This is a genomic window from Aquisphaera insulae (assembly GCF_011064615.1).
Classification (GTDB): Bacteria; Planctomycetota; Planctomycetia; order Isosphaerales; family Isosphaeraceae; genus Aquisphaera; species Aquisphaera insulae.
This window is the reverse complement of sequence record NZ_JAALJH010000009.1, coordinates 126,123-141,793: the sequence shown is the minus strand read 5'-3', so window position 1 is coordinate 141,793 and position 15,671 is coordinate 126,123. Positions and strand designations below refer to the sequence as shown.

The window sequence follows — 15,671 nt, the reverse complement described above, 5'->3', positions numbered from 1 at the left end:
CGACGCATGAGATGAGGATGTTTTGATGCCGGAAGTTCCTGCTTCGGTCGATCGCCACGTCCTGCCGAGGGTGCTCGGCCCCGTGGCCGCCTTCTGCGTGGTCGTCGGCTGCGTGATCGGTTCGGGGATCTTCATGGTGCCGGCGAGCGTGGCCCACGACGTGCCGTTCGTCGGGGGCATCCTCCTGGTCTGGATCGTGGCGGGCATCCTCAGCGGCCTGGGGGCGTTGACCCTGGCGGAGCTCGGCGCGATGATGCCGCAGGCCGGGGGGCCTTACGTCTACCTCCGGGCGGCCTACGGCCGATTGCCGGCGTTCCTCTTCGGCTGGACCGAGTTCACGATCGAGCGGACGGGGTCCATGGCGACCCTGGCCGCGGCCTTCTCCCGCTACTTCATCCAGCTCGTCGGCCCGCCGGACGGGATCGACGGCAAGGTCTGGCAGGGCCTGGTGGCGATCACCGCCATCGCGATCGTCACCGCGGTGAACATCCTGGGGACCCGGCGCGGCGGCGCCTTGCAGGTGTTCGGGACCTTCCTCAAGGTCGGCGGGGTCCTCGCCCTGATCGCGCTCCCCTTGATCCTCCGACGGGGCGGCGCGGAGAACCTCTCGCCGATCTGGCCGCAGGCCTGGAACACGTCGGTCGTGATGGCGATGCTGGCCGCCATGGTCCACGTCCTCTGGGCCTACGACGGCTGGATCAACGTCACGCCGCTCGCCGAGGAGGTCCGCGAGCCCGGCCGGAACATCCCGCGGGCGCTCATCCTGGGCATGGGCTCGCTGATCGCCGTCTACCTGTCCATGACGCTCGCCTACCACTTCGTCCTCCCCCTCGGCGACATCGCGGCCGCGAACGACCCGCGGGGGAGGATCGAGAAGGCGGTCGCGGCGGTCTATTGCCAGGAGCTGCTGGGGCAGCCCGGGGTGGTGGCGATCTCGATGCTGGTCATGTGCTCGACGTTCATCTCGCTCAACGGCAACGCTCTGACAGGCCCGCGTGCCTACTTCGCGATGGCTCGGGATGGGCTCCTGCCGCCGGCTCTGGGGCGGATTCATCCGAGGTTCCAGACGCCGGCCAACGCCGTGCTCGCGCAGGGCCTGTGGGCCAGCATGCTCGTCGTCGTGGGGACCGCGATCGTCGCGGGGAAGGCGCCCGCGGCGGCCGTCGACTCGACCGGCCCGGCCGCCTGGCTCTCGGCCGCATGGATCAAGCTGCACGAGACGCCGCTGTACGACATCCTGCTGACCTACGTGATCTTCGGGGCCAACCTGTTCTATCTCCTGGCGATCTCCAGCGTCTTCGTCCTGCGAGCGAAGTACCCCGATCTCGAGCGCCCCTACCGGACCTGGGGATATCCGATCACGCCCATCCTTTACGTGATCGTCTCGGTGATCTTCCTGGGGAGCATGCTGATCAACGAGCAGAGCCGCGTGCAGGCCATCGTCGGCGCCGGCCTGATCCTCCTGGGCATCCCGGCGTTCGCCATCCTGAAGCGGGGCGATGAGCCGGAGATCAGCCGAGGCTCAACCGTTTGAGATTTCGAGCGATCCCTCGATGGTCGGCCGATCCAGCAAGGGGAGGACCTGCGCAAGCCGGGTCGTGTCCAGCGACAGGTCCGCCGGGCGGGGCTCGGCCGCGGCGACGTCCGCTCGACGATTCCCGCGGACGAGCCCCTGGTCGAGTCCCAGGCGGTGGGCCACGCGAGTCATCAGTTCGAACCGGCTGACTCGTTCGGGACCGCCCAGGTGGATGATCCCGGCGAAGTCGGTGGTTGCCAGGCCGGCCAGCGCCCGGGAGGCGATTGCGTAATGGAGCGGCGTCCGGAATTCATCCTCGAAGAACGTCTGCGATTCCCCCCGGCGGAGGGCCGCGATGGCTCGGTCGAAGAACGACTCCCGGCCGCTCCGGGACGGGCCGTAGAGCAGGCTGATCCGCGCGACGACGCCGTGAGGAATCGCCAGGACCGCTCGCTCCGCCTCGGCCTTGGTGCGCCCGTATTCGAGGATGGGGCACGCGGGATCCTGCTCGCGATAGCCGCCGCGTTCGCCGTCGAAGACCATGTCCGTGGAGGCGAAGATGAGCCTGCGGTCCCGCTCGCCGCACCAGCGGGCGATGCGTTCGGTCGCCAGCACGTTGACCGCCCGGCCGAGCTCCGGATCGCGGCGGACGGCATCCGCGGCGCTCATCGCCGCGAGATGGATCACGACCTCCGGATCGGCCTCCCGCAGGGCCTCCTCGACGGCCCGGTCGTCGGTCAGGTCGACCGGGGATGACGCCGGCCCGGGACGATCCGCGCCGGGTCGATGGCACCAGCCGGTGATCTCGTCGCTGCCCTGCGAAAGCCATTCATCCCGCAGATATGAACCGAGCTGTCCGCTCGCTCCCGTGATGAGAATCCGCATGGTCCTCAGCCTCGGTAAGGGGACCGGATTTCTTTCCAGGAGCGACGCAAGACGCGTCGTCGCCGCACCCGATCGAGTGACCAACGGGTTCGTGGACTAGCCAGGGACCGCCACCTCGATGAACGTTCGCCGGCAACGCTGGAGCGGCTGCGATGGATATACGCAACGTCGCCTTGAACGACCTGATCCTCGATCAGAACCTCTACCTGAGGGACCGCCTCGACGACTTCACGGTCGAGCGCTATGCCGACTCGTGGGAGCGGCTGCCACCGGTCACCATCTACGAGGTCGACGGCAAGCTCCTGCTGGCCGACGGCTTCCATCGCCACGCCGCGGCCATCATGCTGGGCAAGCGGACGATCCCCGCGGAGATCCGTTCGGGCACCTTCACCGAGGCACTCGACTTCGCGGCCGGCATCAACCTGTTCCACGGACTGCCCCTGACGCGGGCCGAGCGGCGGCGTGCCGTCGAGGTCAAGCTCAAGCTCCATCACGACTGGTCGGACCGGCGGATGGCCCAGGAGCTGGCCGTCAGTCGTGAGCTGGTCTTCAACATACGGAAGCGGCTCGTCGAGGGCAACGAGATCCCCAACAGCCCGGGGCGAGTCGGTGCCGACGGCAAGCTCTACACGTCCGCCGGCATCCCCCGGCCGAAGGCGGAACGCGTCGAGTCCGAACCCGTCGAGGACGACGGAGACACCCGGACCGAGCGCGGCCGGCGGGGCATGGGCGGGGCCGTGGTCCATGAGGATGAGGCCCCCGCGAAATCCCGCGGCAAGGGATCGATCGCCGAGGAAGTCCACTTCCAGGGGGGTACCGACCCGCGGATCGCCGCCACCCAGGCGCCCGCCGAGGTCGCGGCACCGACCATCGATGAGATGCTCGAGCTGATGGCCAGCCGGATCCAGGAGATCGTGACCTGGACCAAGGCGGAGGGTTTCGCCGAGAGCTACCACGAGGCCGGCGCCAATGCTCGCGGCCTCTTCCAGACCGCCGCCCTCAACCTGGCGGCCCGTGCCGGCAAGCTCCGCCAGCGTGGATAATGCTCTGAGCATGAATCGACCCGTTCAGACGAACTCGCAGAGGACGCGATCGGCGAGAAACCGGCCCTCGCGGGTCAGGCGGACTCGCCGGCCGTCGTCCTCGAGGAGCCCCTCCCGGGCGAATCGCGTCACGGCCTCGCCGCCGATCTCGTCGAGGGAATATCCGGTCCTCGACAGGTAGTCGGCACGGTCGATCCCGAGGATGGTCCGCCGGAGCATCAGCATCGCGGTCTCGCGGGCACGCCCCGGCGCGTCGAGCGTCTCGGACGGTCCCCCCGGCGGTTGGCCGGCCTCGATCCTGCGGAGATAGGCCGGCAGGTCCCTGGTGTTCACGGAGCGAGTCCCTTCAACATACCGGGCCGCGCCGAGGCCGAATCCGAAGTAGGCGTCGTTCGCCCAGTAGACGAGGTTGTGCCGCGATTCGTCGCCCGGTCGGGCGTAGTTCGAGATCTCGTACATCCCCAGCCCCGCGGCGGCGAGCCGGTCGATGACGAGCTCGTACATCGCCCGCTCCACGTCCTCCTCCACGGCGACCACCTGCCCCGCTTGCCATTGCTTCCAGAGACTTGTCCCCTTCTCGTAGACGAGACCGTAGCAGGACAGATGCGATGGCCCGAACTCGAGCGCCCCGGCGATGTCGCGCTCGCATTGCTCGAGTGTCGAGCCGGGGACTCCGAAGATCAGGTCGAGCGACCAGCGCGGGAATCGCGGCTTCACCAGCGCGAGCGCCCGGGCCACCTCGTCCGGCCCGTGATTCCGCTCCAGCACGCGGAGCAGGTCCGGCTGGAACGACTGGGCGCCCAGGCTGATCCGGTTCACGCCGGCCCTGGCCAGGACGTCGGCCTTCTCTTCATCCAGGGTGCCGGGATTCGCCTCGAAGGTCCACTCGCCCCCGGGCGTCAGGAGGAACCAGCGGCCCAGGATCGCCACCAGCCGCTCGAGCTGTCGGGCCTCCAGCCGCGTGGGCGTGCCGCCGCCGACGAAGATCGTGTCGACGGGTTGCGGTCCGTCCAGGCTCATCGCGATCTCCGCCTCCAGGGCGTCGAGATAGCGATCGGCCTGATCATCCGCGCCGGCGAGCGACGCGAAGTCGCAATAGCCGCACTTGTGAGCACAGAAGGGGATGTGAATATAGGCCGCTCGCGGCCAGATCCATGGGGGGCCGGAGGGGGCTGTCGCGATCGCTGATGATGGCGGACGCAGGGCGGTTCCCACGATCAGGGCACCGCTTCCAGGAAGCGAACCTCGGGGACCTCGGCCTTCACGGCCCTCTCGGCCAGCATCGTCAGCGTGATGATCGATGAGGTGCAGCCCTGGCAGGCCCCCAGGAGGCGGACCTGGACGATGTGGTCCTCGTCGATTCCCACCACCGCCATGTCACCGCCATCTTCCCGAAGCGAGGGGCGAACCTCGCGATCGAGGACGGCCTCGATGCGGCGGAGGAGCGCCGGGGCATCCTCCGCATGGGCCGCGCTGGATGATGAGTCGGACATGCTGGCTGAGATCCCGGGAGGACGGACGCGTGTTGGCGGTCGAAGGGGCTCGATCAATAATCGTCGTATCCGCCGCCGCCACCGCCGCCACGGTAGCCGCCGCCTCCACCTCCGCCATAGCCGCCGCCTCCACCTCCGCCATAGCCGCCACCGCCGCCGCGATAACCACCGCCGCCGCCGCCGGAGGTCCGGGGCCGCGCCTCGTTCACGGTCAGCCTGCGGCCGTCGTGGTCCTGGCCATCGAGCGTATCGATGGCGGCCTGCGCCTCGTCGTCGTTGGGCATCTCGACGAAACCGAAGCCGCGACTGCGGCCGGTGTCGCGATCGCTGAGGACCTGGGCCGAGGAGACCGAGCCGAACTGCTCGAAGATCTCCTGGAGCTGTTCCGAGGTCACGGTGTACTTCAAGTTCCCGACGTAAAGCCGCTTCGCCATCATACTCGCCCGCAAGAGGCGCCCCACCGGCCGGAGCATCGGGTTGACATCCCTATCCGGACCCGCCAGACTCACCCGATCGGACCCTTGGGCGGTTCCACTCCGAGCCGAGCGGCCATGATCCGCCGTTCCCAGGAACGACGCATGACCAAACTATCGGAGCGTTTGCACTATAAACGGATCGTTCAACCTGTTCAACGAAAAAAACCAGGGCGGGCCGACGTGATGATGCGACCTCGATTTGCCTTGCTCCTCGCGATTGGCTGGCTCCGAGCGAGTGGGCCCGCCGCTGCCGACGATGCCCGAACCCTCGCGATGCGTGGACAGAGGTTGGGTTGCATGGCTCCCGTGGTCGCGCCGCTGGAACAGGCTCTTCGCCCCGGCGTCTACTTCTTACAACGTGATCGAGGGGGCGTATTCGAGGTCGCTCAGGTCTTCGAGGATAACGGTCGGACCTGGGTCGGCATGCTCCTGTATCCTGGAGACGTCCCCGCGCGAGTTGACCTCGGCCTCGCATCCGAGGAGCTCCGAAACGCGCCGCCGCGGTTTTCGATCGAGCCCCGAGGCCACGACCTGGTGGTGAAGATCAGGGACGACCACGCGGATGGGAATGATCTCTTTGCCGAGTACCATTCCGACGGCGGGGCCAAGCCTTACCTGTTCCCCGTCATCGGGCCGACGGGGGCCCGCTACACACGGGCCTTCCCCATGGAGGACGTCGCCGGCGAGGACCGGGACCATCCCCACCAGCGCTCATTCTGGTTCACCCACGGCAAGGTCAACGGGATCGACTTCTGGTCGGAGACTCAGGGGCACGGGACGATTCGGGAGACCGCCCGGAAGACGGTCGTCTCGGGCCCCATTCTGGCTCGCCTGAGGACTACGGACGAGTGGATCGGGCCCGACGGCAAGAAGGTCCTCGATGACGAACGCGTGCTCACCTTCTTCTCGACGCAGGATGCCCGCATCGTCGATTTCGACGTGACGCTCAAGGCCACCGCCGGCCCCGTCACGTTCGGCGACACCAAGGAGGGGAGCTTCGGGCTCCGCGTCGCCTCGACGATGGACGTGAACAAGAAGCTCGGCGGCAAGATCGTCAACGCGGAAGGGCTGACGGATGACGCCGCCTGGGGCAAGCCGTCCCCCTGGGTCGACTACAGCGGGCCCGTCGATCATCGGGAGACGCTGATACCCCGGGATGCCGCGCAGCAAGCGAAGGCCAAACGCGAGGTGGGAATCGCGATCCTGAACCATCCCGAGAGCTTCCGCTACCCGACCACCTGGCACGTCCGAACCTACGGCCTCTTCGCGGCCAATCCGTTCGGCTGGCACGACTTCGGCGTCGGCAAGTCGGGCGACTTCACGCTTCCGGCCGGCGAGGAGATGCGGCTCCGGTATCGCGTGATCCTCCACCCGGGCGATGCCTCGAACGCCAAGCTTCGCGAAGCCTTCGAAGCCTACAGCAAGCCTCCGGAAGTCGTCAGGGCTAACCCCTGATGAACCCCCTCAGACCCGGGCGAACGTCCGGGTCGGCGTATGGACGCCATCGATGGGGACGTCGTGTGCCTCGATCGGCAGTCTTTCGACAACCTGGCATTCGTAGCCGAGGGCATGCCTGGGCGCATCGACGCGTAGCTTTGGGAGGAGCCGATCGTAGTGCCCGGCCCCGCGCCCGACTCGGTAGCAGCTCGGATCGAAGCCGACCCCCGGCACGAGGACCCAGTCCACGTCGGTGGGCCCCAGTTCCTCGCAATGTCCGGCGGGCTCGGGGATGTTCAGGGTCCCCGGCGCCAGGTCGTCGATCAGGGAGCGGACGACGAACAGGCGGAGTCGCCCCTGATCCCGATCCACCCTGGGGCAGGCCAGCCGTTTGCCCGCCGCGATGGCCGACTCGAGGAGCGGCCCCGTGTCGATTTCCTCGGGGAACGCCTTCACGTAGAGCAGGACCGTGGTCGCGCTCGGGTAGCCCGGGAGTTCCTCGAAGAGCGTCCGGAGCGATTGCTCCTCCCCCGAGCGCTTCGCGGGATCCATGGCCAGGATGGAGGCGATCACCGATCGGCGGAGGGCCCGCTTGACCTGTCTCAAGGGAGGCTCCCGAAATGAAACGAGCCCGTGTCATCCCCGCGAGGGGAAGGCACGGGCCGTTGACCTCCGCCGCAATGCCGTTGGGGCGCTTTTGAGAACCCGCAGTTCAGGTGGGAGCCACAGACCCGCGAGAAGCCGGAGCTTCACGAGGCCGATATCGGGTCCCTACGGGTTACACGTTGGTTCGCCAAAAGGACCGCCCCGTGTCGAACATGGCAGAGGCTCGCTCGGCCGAAACCGAACACCGGTATCCTAGCTTCTGGACGTCGAAATGGCAAGGAAAACAGGCCGCAGCGGCGATGAACGGTCGCAACCCATTGGAGGCCAATGGGGAGGGGCGGAGCGGCTTTCCAAGACCCTCAGGAGAGGCGGCTTTCTTCGATGGATTCGCCGCGAAGTCGCCGGAGCTGGTCGCGAATCCGGGCCGCCTCCTCGTACTCCTCCGAGGTCACGGCCCGCTCGAGCTGCTGCTCGAGCCGCTCGACCGGTCCGGTGGGACGCTCCATCTCGACTTCCTTCCGCCAGCGAGTCAGGAAACCGAGCTCCGCGCAATCGGCCTCGTCGTCCGCCCGATCGTAGTCGCTGAGGAACTGGCGGATCCGGCCGATCCCGTCGTCGATCTCCTTCAGGGCGAGCGTGTAATCCCCCTCGCCGATCGCCGCCAGGGCCAGCGATCGGGACCGCATCATGGTGACGTAGGGGCGATACTGATCGAACTCCGCCTTGTCGCGGCGGCGCGAGGCGTGCCGTACCACGAAGGCGAAGAGGCGGAGATTCCGGTCCGTATCCCGGGTCACCAGGTCGTATCGCCGCAGGTGAAATGCGGAGAGGTAGCGGTGGTAGTACTGGAGCCCCTCTCGCATCAAGGTGGTACAGGCCTGATGGTCGAGGGAGAAGGGCTCGCCCGACGCCTCCGATTGACGATGTCGGTCCTCGAAGAACTCGAGGAGCGATTCGAATCCGTTCGGGCGTTCGCCGTCGGGACGGCCGGCGAGGTTCATCTGGAGCAGGCCGAGGTCGACGCGCATCTGGATCTTGTCGAGTCCGTCGTCGCCTCGGATGATCCTGGCCTGGAATTCGTCGGGGTTGAAATCCCAGCCGTCGATGACGGAAGAAATGTCATGACCCACGGGCGATCTCCTCGGATCCGGAGGCGATGACGGCCTTGACTCGAGCCCGTCGGTGTCGCCTGCCGCGAAGAATTTAGTCTACGGACGAGCCCTTACGGTGACAACCTGGCGCGCATGAAAAAGCCGCGAGAGGGGCGTTGCGTGCCCCTTCGCGGCGTTGCGATCGCTATCCTCGGTCCCCGTTACCGGACGGGCGAGGTCAGAATTCGTTGTTGTCGTGGATCGTCGGCTCGAGCTCCTTGGTGTTCCGCTCGACGGCGAGGACGATCGTCCGCTCCTCGACGCCGTCGGCGCTCGAGGCCACGGCCGGGATGATCTGGCGAGAATCGGGCAGGCTGTAGCGGACGGTGAACGAGCCGTCGGGCCGGAGGTGCACCGGCTCCCCCTGGAGGGTCACCTGCGCATTCGGCTCGGTGGTGCCGTAGACGATCAGCTCGGCGTCGATCTCGAAGTGGAACTTCCGCCCCAGGCTGGGGAGCCCGGCGATGTTCAGGTTCTGCATCGACGTGCTGCAGAGGGGCCTGCGGAGCCGCTCTTCGAACAGCTCGCGGAGGTCGAGGACCGTGTTGCACCTCGGCGAGCCGATCGTCGAGGGGTTCTGGACCCGATCGAACTGCTGGCGGACGTCGCCCCAGTTCTCCTCGAGCGCGTCCGAGACGCCGGCCCTGGGAGTGGTGACGATGTTCGAGCGAGCCAGGACGTAGAACTTCCCTCGCCGCGAGAGATAGCCGATATCCACCCGGAACGTGCGGGGCGGCGTCATGACGTCGATGTACCAGTTGTTCACGCCGCCGTGGATGGGGACATCCCGAAGATGCCGCTCGGTGGCCGTGGTCGTGTCCTCGCTGCTGACGTCCATGACCCGAAGGATCGGCTGGGCCGAATGCCACTCCTGGCCGAGCGCGGCCTGGGCGCGGGCCAGGGTCGTCCGGCTCAGCTCCCAGTGGGCGTGCAGCCAGTAGGAATCGCGCGCCAGGACGATGATGCGGTCCTTCTGGCAGGCATGGTCGAGCGTGTGGGGCTGCGGGCCGACCGAGGACGCCGGGGTCTGCGGGCGACGCCCGGCGACGGCCGCCTCGGAGATCGATGCGGATTCCTTCCGCACGGTCACCGACTTGGGTCGGACCGAAGGCCGAGGTTTATTGGCGTTCGCCACCTTCGGCTCCACTTTCCTCACTCGCGACCCGCCGGCGGGTCGCGCCGTGGAGAGCGCACGGATCAACTGATCCTTCCGCATGGCGTGCCAGCCCGAGATCCCTCGCTCCTTGGCCATCTGGGCAAGCGACTTCTTGTTACAGTCCTTGAGTGCGTCGAGGGTCATTCGGAACCACTCCGGCATCCCTCGCACCGCTTCGGCGCGAGCGATGGATGATTAATGGCTGGATTCATCCCTGAGTGGACCGGTCCAGGAAACTCCCTGATTCCCGGACAATCGGACTCATCCCCCGGAGGCCGCGGCTCGATATCCCGACGCCGAACGATGTCACGCACTCGAAAAAAAAAGCGGCTCTCGACTCGTCAATGGAGTCGAGGCCGCCTGGTGACTTCGATCGGGTCGGACTCTCCGAGCCTGGGCCACAGCATGGTGAGTCCCCAACTTCGTCGAACCGGATGTCCAAATTAGGGATTCGACGCCTCGCTGAGTCGCCATACCCCTGCTTACTCGCACACTAGGACATACCAAAATGACATGAACCGTGTCAATAACGATCTCGGTCTCCGTGTTCGAAAACGGACATGACGTTGAGGGATCTGAAGGGCGGCCGGTCCCGGCCCTGGATTCTTGAGGTCGGCGAGCGATTGCCGCGGTCTCGAATCGCCCGCGGCCGTCCGATCGGGGGAGCGGAGGGCCGCGCATCCGGGTGAACCGATCGGCGCGGGGGGCGGTGTTTGGGAGGACCAGGAGGAGGCTTCGAAGTTCGTGAAAAATTTCTCGAACCTCCGGCGTCTGGGTGGTTGACACCGGTTTTCCGCCCTGTATAACAGAACCTGCGTGCGGCAATCCCTGCCCCGGTCGTCTTCCTTCCCGTCTTGTTCTCCGACTTTGGCCCGCCATGCGTGGCCGGCCCGGGTGGGGGGTAACTCCCACGGCGCAGGTGCGATGATGGGGGAGACGGGAGACGGTTGTGCGTGAAAGCCCAGTCGAGCGATCCGCCCTATCCGTCGGCATGGAGTGGGCGTCGCGGGTGACGACCATCGGCCTCGAGTTCGCCCTACCGACACTGATCGGGTTCGGAGTGGACCGGTGGCTGGGAACAACCCCGTGGATTGCGATGACCGGTGCGATCCTGGGAGTGATCCTCGGGATGACGCATGTGCTGAGGCTCCCCGCGGAACTCGCCAGGGGCCGGCGGCCCGATCGACTCGCGACTCGCGAGTCGGACGCCGACCGTGGCGACGAGACCGCCTGATCAAGCCGACAACGAACTACCTCGAGCGAGATGTGAGCTGACATGGCTGGGCATGGCGCCAATCCCCTGAGCCACGTGCAAGACAGTCACGAGCTCGAAATTCCCTGGTTCAGCAACTGGCCCGAATTCCAGTGGACGATCCCGCTGCCGAACGTCTTCGGCCTCCAGATCACCAAGTTCATGGTGATGGAAGTCGTGGCCGCGCTGCTGGTGATCGCGGTGATGATCCCGCTGTCGCGGATGATCGCCGCCCGCCCCGTGAGCAAGGGGAAGTTCGCCAACGCGTTCGAGGCGATGCTCCTGTTCGTCCGGGATGACGTGGCCCGGCCGTCGATCGGCGGGCACGGGGCGGACCAGTTCCTCCCCTACCTCTGGACGTGCTTCTTCTTCGTGCTGTTCAACAATCTGCTGGGGATGATCCCGGGGTTCGCCTCCGCGACCGGCAACATCAACGTGACCTTCGCCCTGGCGATGATCACCATGGCCGTCGTCATCGTCTCGGGCTCGAAGGAGTCGGGCGTGAAGGGGTACTGGCTGACCCTGGTCCCCCACCTGGACGTGCCGCCCGTGATGAAGTGGTTCCTCTGGCCCCTGATGTTCTTCATCGAGATCGCCGGCCTCTTGATCAAGCACGTGGTCCTGGCCGTGCGACTCTTCGCCAACATGTTCGCGGGCCACATGGTGCTGGCCGTGATCCTGGGATTCATCCTCATGGCCTGGCATTCGGGCGTGTTCTACCTGGTGATGCCCGCGAGCATCCTGGGGGTGATCTGCCTGAGCCTGCTGGAGCTGTTCGTGGCATTCTTGCAAGCGTACATTTTCACGTTCCTCTCGGCGCTCTTCATCGGGACGGCCGTGCATCCGCACTGATCGGCCCCGGGGAGGTCGCGAGCCGTCGAGCGTCCGAGCCCGCCGGGGCCGATTCGGCCCGGTAAGGTCGGGTCGCGAGAGCCGGGGGCGACGTCGAGACGAAAGGTCGAGGGCGGGGCCGAGCGGCCCCTGCCGGGTTGATGGTGGGGGGCGAAGTGAAGCCCCGACCGTGTTTCTTCCGAGGTCCAACCAAGGAGTCGAGCGTCCGATGAAGTTCATCAAGTCCGCCGTCCTCGCCGTCGGCATGCTGCTGTTCGCCCAGGGGGCCGTCCACGCCCAGCCTCCCGCCGGGAGCACGGTCGTCGAGTCCTTCTCCGACCTCAAGGCGATCGGCGCCGGCATCGTCATCATTGGGGCGGCCCTCGGCATCGGCGGCCTGGCCAAGGCGTCCGTGGAGAGCATGGCCCGCCAGCCGGAGATCGCCGCCAACATCCAGACCGCGATGATCATCGCCGCGGCCCTGATCGAAGGCGTGACGTTCTTCGCGCTGATCATCATCGTGCTCCAGGTCATCCTGGGCAAGTGACGGCGCGGCCGCGGACCCCGGGCCCGGCCGACCGCCCCCCGGGGTGCCTCCGTGCCGTGCCCGATCCGACCGCCCTGGCGTCGACCGTCGCGGCGGGATCGCCGGCCCGTCGCCTTTTCGCGTTCTCAGGCTCGAACCATCACGCGGGAATCGACACATGCTTCGGCCCCGGACCTTGTTCTTGAACCTGGGCCTCCTGGCCTTCGTGGCGGCGGCGCCGGCGGTATGGCCGGCGGCCGCTCGCGCGGAGTCGGCGCCGCAGGAGCCCGCGCACGCCAACGCACCCAAGGCCGAGGCCGAGCCCGGCCATGCTCCGGCACCGGCCGCCGCACCCGCCGCGGCGCACGAGGCCGAGACGGCCCACCACGAGCCGGGCGGGGAGGCGGGATCGAACAACCCGCTCAAGCCCGAGCCCACCCTGGCCATCTGGACGGTCCTGGTCTTCCTCGGACTGCTCTTCATCCTCCGCCGCTTCGCCTGGGGGCCGCTCTCCGAGGCGCTCCATCATCGCGAGGAGCACCTCGAGCACACCCTGATGGAGACCGAGAAGGCCCGCAACGAGAGCGAGCAACTGCTGGCGGAGCATCGCCGGCTGATGGCCCAGGCCGATGACCGCATCAAGGCCCTCTTCGACAAGGCCCAGAAGGACGCCCAGGCCGCCGCCGACGAGATCCGCCGCCTGGCCCAGGCCGACGCCGACGCCTCCCGCGAACGCGCCCAGCGCGACATCGCCACGGCCCGCGATCAGGCCCTCGCCGAGATCTGGAGCAAGACGGCCGACGCGGCCGTCTCCGTCGCCGGCAGGGTCCTCTGTCGGAACCTGGGCGCGGATGAACATCGCCGGCTCCTCGACCAGGCCATCCAGGAACTGCCCGCCGTGACCTCCGTGATGAGCGGGCAGGGAGGGGCGCACGCATGACCGCGCAGGCCCCGTCCTCCGAGCCCGCCCCCGCCGCCCGCGCCGCGGCGCTCGGCGACGATGCGGAGGTCATCCGCCAGTATGCCGAGGCGCTGGTGAACGCGGCGACCGCGGAGGGATCCGCCGAGCAGGCCGTCGAGGACCTGGAGGCGATCGACCGCGAGATCCTCGCCCCGAATCCGAGGTTCGCGCAGGTGCTCGGATCGTCGCAGGTCCCGCCGGCGGAGAAGGACCGGATCCTCGTCGATCTCCTCGAGTCGCGGGTCAGCGGCGTGGTCACCCGGTTCCTCCGGGTGCTCAACCGGCACGGCCGGCTCGGGCTGGTCTCGGGCCTGGCCGCGGAGGTCCGGCGGATCTGGGATCGGAGGCACAACCGGATTCCTGTCCTGGTCCGGACGGCGGCCCCGCTCGACCCGGGTCAGGAAGAGGCCCTGAGCCGCCGGGTCGCCGCGATGACCGGCGCCACCCCGATCATGAACGTCACCACCGACCCGTCCCTGATCGGCGGGCTGGTCGTCCAGGTCGGCGACCAGGTCGTCGACGCCTCCGTCCGCAACCGACTCGAACAGCTTCGCCAGCGACTGATCGAAGGAAAGACGCATGAAATTCAGAGCCGACGAGATCAGTTCAGTTATCCAGCGTGAGATCGAGCAGTTCGCGCCCGAGATCACCCGGACCGAGGTGGGGCAGGTGCTCGAGGTCGGCGACGGCATCGCGCGCGTTCACGGCCTCTCCGGCGTCATGGCCGGCGAGATGGTCGCCTTCAAGAACGGGATCAAGGGGCTGGCGCTCAACCTCGAAGAGTCGTCCGTGGGCGTCGTCGTCCTCGGCGACTACACCCAGATCGAGGAAGGCGACACCGTCACCGCCACCGGCGAACTGCTTCGTGTCCCCGTGGGCCAGGCCCTTATCGGCCGGGTCGTGAACCCGCTTGGCGAGCCGCTCGACCAGGCCGGGCCGATTCTCACCGAGTTGTCTCGGGCCCTCGAATCTCCCGCGCCCGGCATCGCCGGCCGCCAGCCGGTGGACGAGCCGCTCCAGACCGGCGTCAAGGCGATCGACTCCATGATCCCGATCGGCCGGGGCCAGCGCGAGCTGATCATCGGCGACCGCAAGACGGGCAAGACCGCCATCGCCATCGACACGATCCTCAACCAGAAGGGGACCGGCGTCATCTGCGTCTACGTGGCGATCGCCCAGAAGGAATCGACCACGGCCGGACTGGTGGACATCCTTCGCCGCCATGGCGCGATGGACTACACGATCGTCGTCGCCGCTGGTGCCAGCGATCCGGCCCCGCTCCAGTACATCTCGCCGTACGCCGGCTGCGCCATGGCCGAGTACTTCATGTACGAGCAGGGCAAGCCCACCCTCTGCATCTACGACGACCTCTCCAAGCAGGCTGTCGCCTACCGCGAGGTCTCCCTCCTGCTCCGCCGGCCCCCCGGACGCGAGGCCTACCCCGGCGACATCTTCTACGCCCACTCCCGGCTCCTGGAGCGGTCGGCCAAGCTCGCCAACCGCTACGTCATCGTGCCGGCGTCCACCCCGTCCGACAAGATCACCGAGGACATGGGGGTGGACAAGAAGGTCTACGTCGGCGTGCCCGGCCTCGAAGAGGCCAAGCACGCGCTGAAGGAGCATCACGCCGAGGGCCACAAGGTCGAGAAGACGACGATTTCCGGCGGTTCGCTGACGGCCCTGCCGATCATCGAGACGCTCGAGGGCGAGGTCTCGGCCTACATCCCCACCAACGTGATCTCGATCACCGACGGCCAGATCTACCTCCAGCCCGACCTCTTCTTCGCCGGCGTCCGCCCGGCCATCGACGTCGGCATCAGCGTCTCCCGGGTGGGCGGCAAGGCCCAGATCCCGGCCATGAAGAAGGTGGCCGGCGGACTGCGTTTGGACCTGGCGGCCTTCCGCGAACTCGAGGCGTTCGCCCAGCTCGGCACCGAGCTCGACAAGGCCACCCAGATGCAACTCGACCGCGGCTACCGGATGGTCGAGCTCCTCAAGCAGCCCCAGTACCAGCCGCTCTCGGCCATCGACCAGGTGATGAGCATCTTCGCCGGCACCGAGGGATTCCTCGACGACGTCCCGGTGAAGGAAGTCCCGGCCTTCGAGAAGGCCTTCCTCACCTACATGAAGGAGCGGAAGGCCGACGTCCGCGGCCAGCTCGAGCGCGAGCAGAAGATGACCGACGCGATCGCCGAGGGCCTGCGGTCGGCGCTCAAGGAGTTCAAGGCCAGCCACTACCGCGCCGCGTCCGCCACCGTCCCGGCGATGGCGGCCGTTTCCTGAACCGTCGAGGGCGCCCCCCGGGCGCCCCAACCCCTGCCCGAGCGACCGGAAGACA

16 protein-coding genes are annotated in these 15,671 nt (G+C 67.5%); 9 read left to right on the top strand and 7 right to left on the bottom strand.

Annotation, left to right across the window (positions count from 1 at the left end; translation table 11 throughout):
• Positions 1 to 25: 25 nt before the first annotated feature.
• Positions 26 to 1,534 (top strand): APC family permease, encoded by a 1,509-nt coding sequence (locus G6O54_RS08100; protein ID WP_165222904.1) that lies wholly within the window; start codon positions 26 to 28, stop codon positions 1,532 to 1,534.
• On the opposite strand, the gene G6O54_RS08095 is transcribed toward G6O54_RS08100, so the two are convergent.
• Positions 1,523 to 2,401, bottom strand: a complete 879-nt coding sequence (locus tag G6O54_RS08095; protein ID WP_165222900.1) for an SDR family oxidoreductase — start codon at positions 2,399 to 2,401, stop codon at positions 1,523 to 1,525. The two genes, G6O54_RS08100 and G6O54_RS08095, sit on opposite strands and share 12 nt — an antisense overlap.
• A 152-nt stretch (positions 2,402 to 2,553) precedes the next feature.
• Here G6O54_RS08095 and G6O54_RS08090 point away from each other — a divergent pair, with 152 nt between their 5' ends.
• Positions 2,554 to 3,444 (top strand): ParB/RepB/Spo0J family partition protein, encoded by an 891-nt coding sequence (locus G6O54_RS08090; protein WP_165222896.1) that lies wholly within the window; start codon positions 2,554 to 2,556, stop codon positions 3,442 to 3,444.
• Positions 3,445 to 3,468: 24 nt separating this feature from the next.
• Here G6O54_RS08090 and hemW read toward each other — a convergent pair whose 3' ends face one another.
• Genes hemW through rbp form a run of 3 tightly spaced genes read right to left on the bottom strand, consistent with a single transcriptional unit; the run spans position 3,469 to position 5,410 of the window.
• The gene (gene hemW / locus G6O54_RS08085) at positions 3,469 to 4,659 is read right to left on the bottom strand and encodes a radical SAM family heme chaperone HemW (RefSeq protein ID WP_250846767.1); all 1,191 of its coding nucleotides are present in this window, start codon (positions 4,657 to 4,659) and stop codon (positions 3,469 to 3,471) included.
• A gap of 2 nt (positions 4,660 to 4,661) precedes the next feature.
• Entirely contained in the window at positions 4,662 to 4,937 is a 276-nt protein-coding gene (locus tag G6O54_RS08080; protein WP_165222892.1) for a NifU family protein, read from the bottom strand.
• 53 nt (positions 4,938 to 4,990) lie between these two features.
• Positions 4,991 to 5,410, bottom strand: coding sequence for an RNA-binding regulator (gene rbp / locus G6O54_RS08075; RefSeq protein WP_369432128.1), 420 nt, complete (start codon positions 5,408 to 5,410; stop codon positions 4,991 to 4,993).
• A 300-nt stretch (positions 5,411 to 5,710) separates the two neighbouring features.
• On the opposite strand from rbp, the gene G6O54_RS08070 reads away from it, so the two are divergent.
• Positions 5,711 to 6,868, top strand: coding sequence for a DUF6807 domain-containing protein (locus G6O54_RS08070; RefSeq protein ID WP_165222887.1), 1,158 nt, complete (start codon positions 5,711 to 5,713; stop codon positions 6,866 to 6,868).
• A gap of 9 nt (positions 6,869 to 6,877) precedes the next feature.
• Here the strand turns inward: G6O54_RS08070 and G6O54_RS08065 are convergent, their stop codons facing one another.
• The 3 genes from G6O54_RS08065 to G6O54_RS08055 form a co-directional block, all read right to left on the bottom strand.
• Entirely contained in the window at positions 6,878 to 7,456 is a 579-nt protein-coding gene (locus G6O54_RS08065; protein ID WP_165222884.1) for a 5-formyltetrahydrofolate cyclo-ligase, read from the bottom strand.
• A gap of 359 nt (positions 7,457 to 7,815) precedes the next feature.
• Positions 7,816 to 8,586: a UvrB/UvrC motif-containing protein gene (locus tag G6O54_RS08060; RefSeq protein ID WP_165222882.1), complete on the bottom strand. Its 771-nt coding sequence runs from the start codon at positions 8,584 to 8,586 to the stop codon at positions 7,816 to 7,818.
• A 199-nt stretch (positions 8,587 to 8,785) separates the two neighbouring features.
• Positions 8,786 to 9,907, bottom strand: coding sequence for a DUF4912 domain-containing protein (locus G6O54_RS08055; protein ID WP_165222879.1), 1,122 nt, complete (start codon positions 9,905 to 9,907; stop codon positions 8,786 to 8,788).
• An 805-nt stretch (positions 9,908 to 10,712) separates the two neighbouring features.
• On the opposite strand from G6O54_RS08055, the gene G6O54_RS08050 reads away from it, so the two are divergent.
• From G6O54_RS08050 to atpA, 6 genes are all read left to right on the top strand, one after another.
• Positions 10,713 to 10,997, top strand: coding sequence for an AtpZ/AtpI family protein (locus G6O54_RS08050; protein WP_165222876.1), 285 nt, complete (start codon positions 10,713 to 10,715; stop codon positions 10,995 to 10,997).
• Positions 10,998 to 11,039: 42 nt separating this feature from the next.
• On the top strand, positions 11,040 to 11,867 hold the full coding sequence (gene atpB / locus G6O54_RS08045; protein ID WP_165222874.1) for a F0F1 ATP synthase subunit A: 828 nt from the start codon (positions 11,040 to 11,042) through the stop codon (positions 11,865 to 11,867).
• Positions 11,868 to 12,075: 208 nt separating this feature from the next.
• Positions 12,076 to 12,393 carry an ATP synthase F0 subunit C gene (gene atpE / locus G6O54_RS08040; RefSeq protein WP_165222869.1) on the top strand — a complete coding sequence of 106 codons (318 nt, stop codon included), beginning with the start codon at positions 12,076 to 12,078 and terminating at the stop codon, positions 12,391 to 12,393.
• Between the two features lie 157 nt (positions 12,394 to 12,550).
• Positions 12,551 to 13,312, top strand: coding sequence for a F0F1 ATP synthase subunit B (gene atpF / locus G6O54_RS08035; RefSeq protein WP_165222864.1), 762 nt, complete (start codon positions 12,551 to 12,553; stop codon positions 13,310 to 13,312).
• Entirely contained in the window at positions 13,309 to 13,956 is a 648-nt protein-coding gene (gene atpH / locus G6O54_RS08030; RefSeq protein ID WP_165222861.1) for an ATP synthase F1 subunit delta, read from the top strand. Before atpF ends, atpH begins: the two co-directional genes overlap by 4 nt.
• Positions 13,913 to 15,616 (top strand): F0F1 ATP synthase subunit alpha, encoded by a 1,704-nt coding sequence (atpA, locus tag G6O54_RS08025; protein ID WP_165222858.1) that lies wholly within the window; start codon positions 13,913 to 13,915, stop codon positions 15,614 to 15,616. Before atpH ends, atpA begins: the two co-directional genes overlap by 44 nt.
• Positions 15,617 to 15,671 lie beyond the last annotated feature (55 nt).

What these genes read in the sequence shown, in the direction of transcription:
- G6O54_RS08100 (WP_165222904.1), top strand. Translation starts at nt 26, where the DNA reads ATGCCGGAAGTTCCTGCTTCGGTCGATCGCCACGTCCTGCCGAGGGTG.
- G6O54_RS08095 (WP_165222900.1), bottom strand. Translation starts at nt 2,401, where the DNA reads ATGCGGATTCTCATCACGGGAGCGAGCGGACAGCTCGGTTCATATCTG.
- G6O54_RS08090 (WP_165222896.1), top strand. Translation starts at nt 2,554, where the DNA reads ATGGATATACGCAACGTCGCCTTGAACGACCTGATCCTCGATCAGAAC.
- G6O54_RS08080 (WP_165222892.1), bottom strand. Translation starts at nt 4,937, where the DNA reads ATGTCCGACTCATCATCCAGCGCGGCCCATGCGGAGGATGCCCCGGCG.
- rbp (WP_369432128.1), bottom strand. Translation starts at nt 5,410, where the DNA reads ATGCTCCGGCCGGTGGGGCGCCTCTTGCGGGCGAGTATGATGGCGAAG.
- G6O54_RS08070 (WP_165222887.1), top strand. Translation starts at nt 5,711, where the DNA reads ATGGCTCCCGTGGTCGCGCCGCTGGAACAGGCTCTTCGCCCCGGCGTC.
- G6O54_RS08055 (WP_165222879.1), bottom strand. Translation starts at nt 9,907, where the DNA reads ATGACCCTCGACGCACTCAAGGACTGTAACAAGAAGTCGCTTGCCCAG.
- atpB (WP_165222874.1), top strand. Translation starts at nt 11,040, where the DNA reads ATGGCTGGGCATGGCGCCAATCCCCTGAGCCACGTGCAAGACAGTCAC.
- atpE (WP_165222869.1), top strand. Translation starts at nt 12,076, where the DNA reads ATGAAGTTCATCAAGTCCGCCGTCCTCGCCGTCGGCATGCTGCTGTTC.
- atpF (WP_165222864.1), top strand. Translation starts at nt 12,551, where the DNA reads ATGCTTCGGCCCCGGACCTTGTTCTTGAACCTGGGCCTCCTGGCCTTC.
- atpH (WP_165222861.1), top strand. Translation starts at nt 13,309, where the DNA reads ATGACCGCGCAGGCCCCGTCCTCCGAGCCCGCCCCCGCCGCCCGCGCC.
- atpA (WP_165222858.1), top strand. Translation starts at nt 13,913, where the DNA reads ATGAAATTCAGAGCCGACGAGATCAGTTCAGTTATCCAGCGTGAGATC.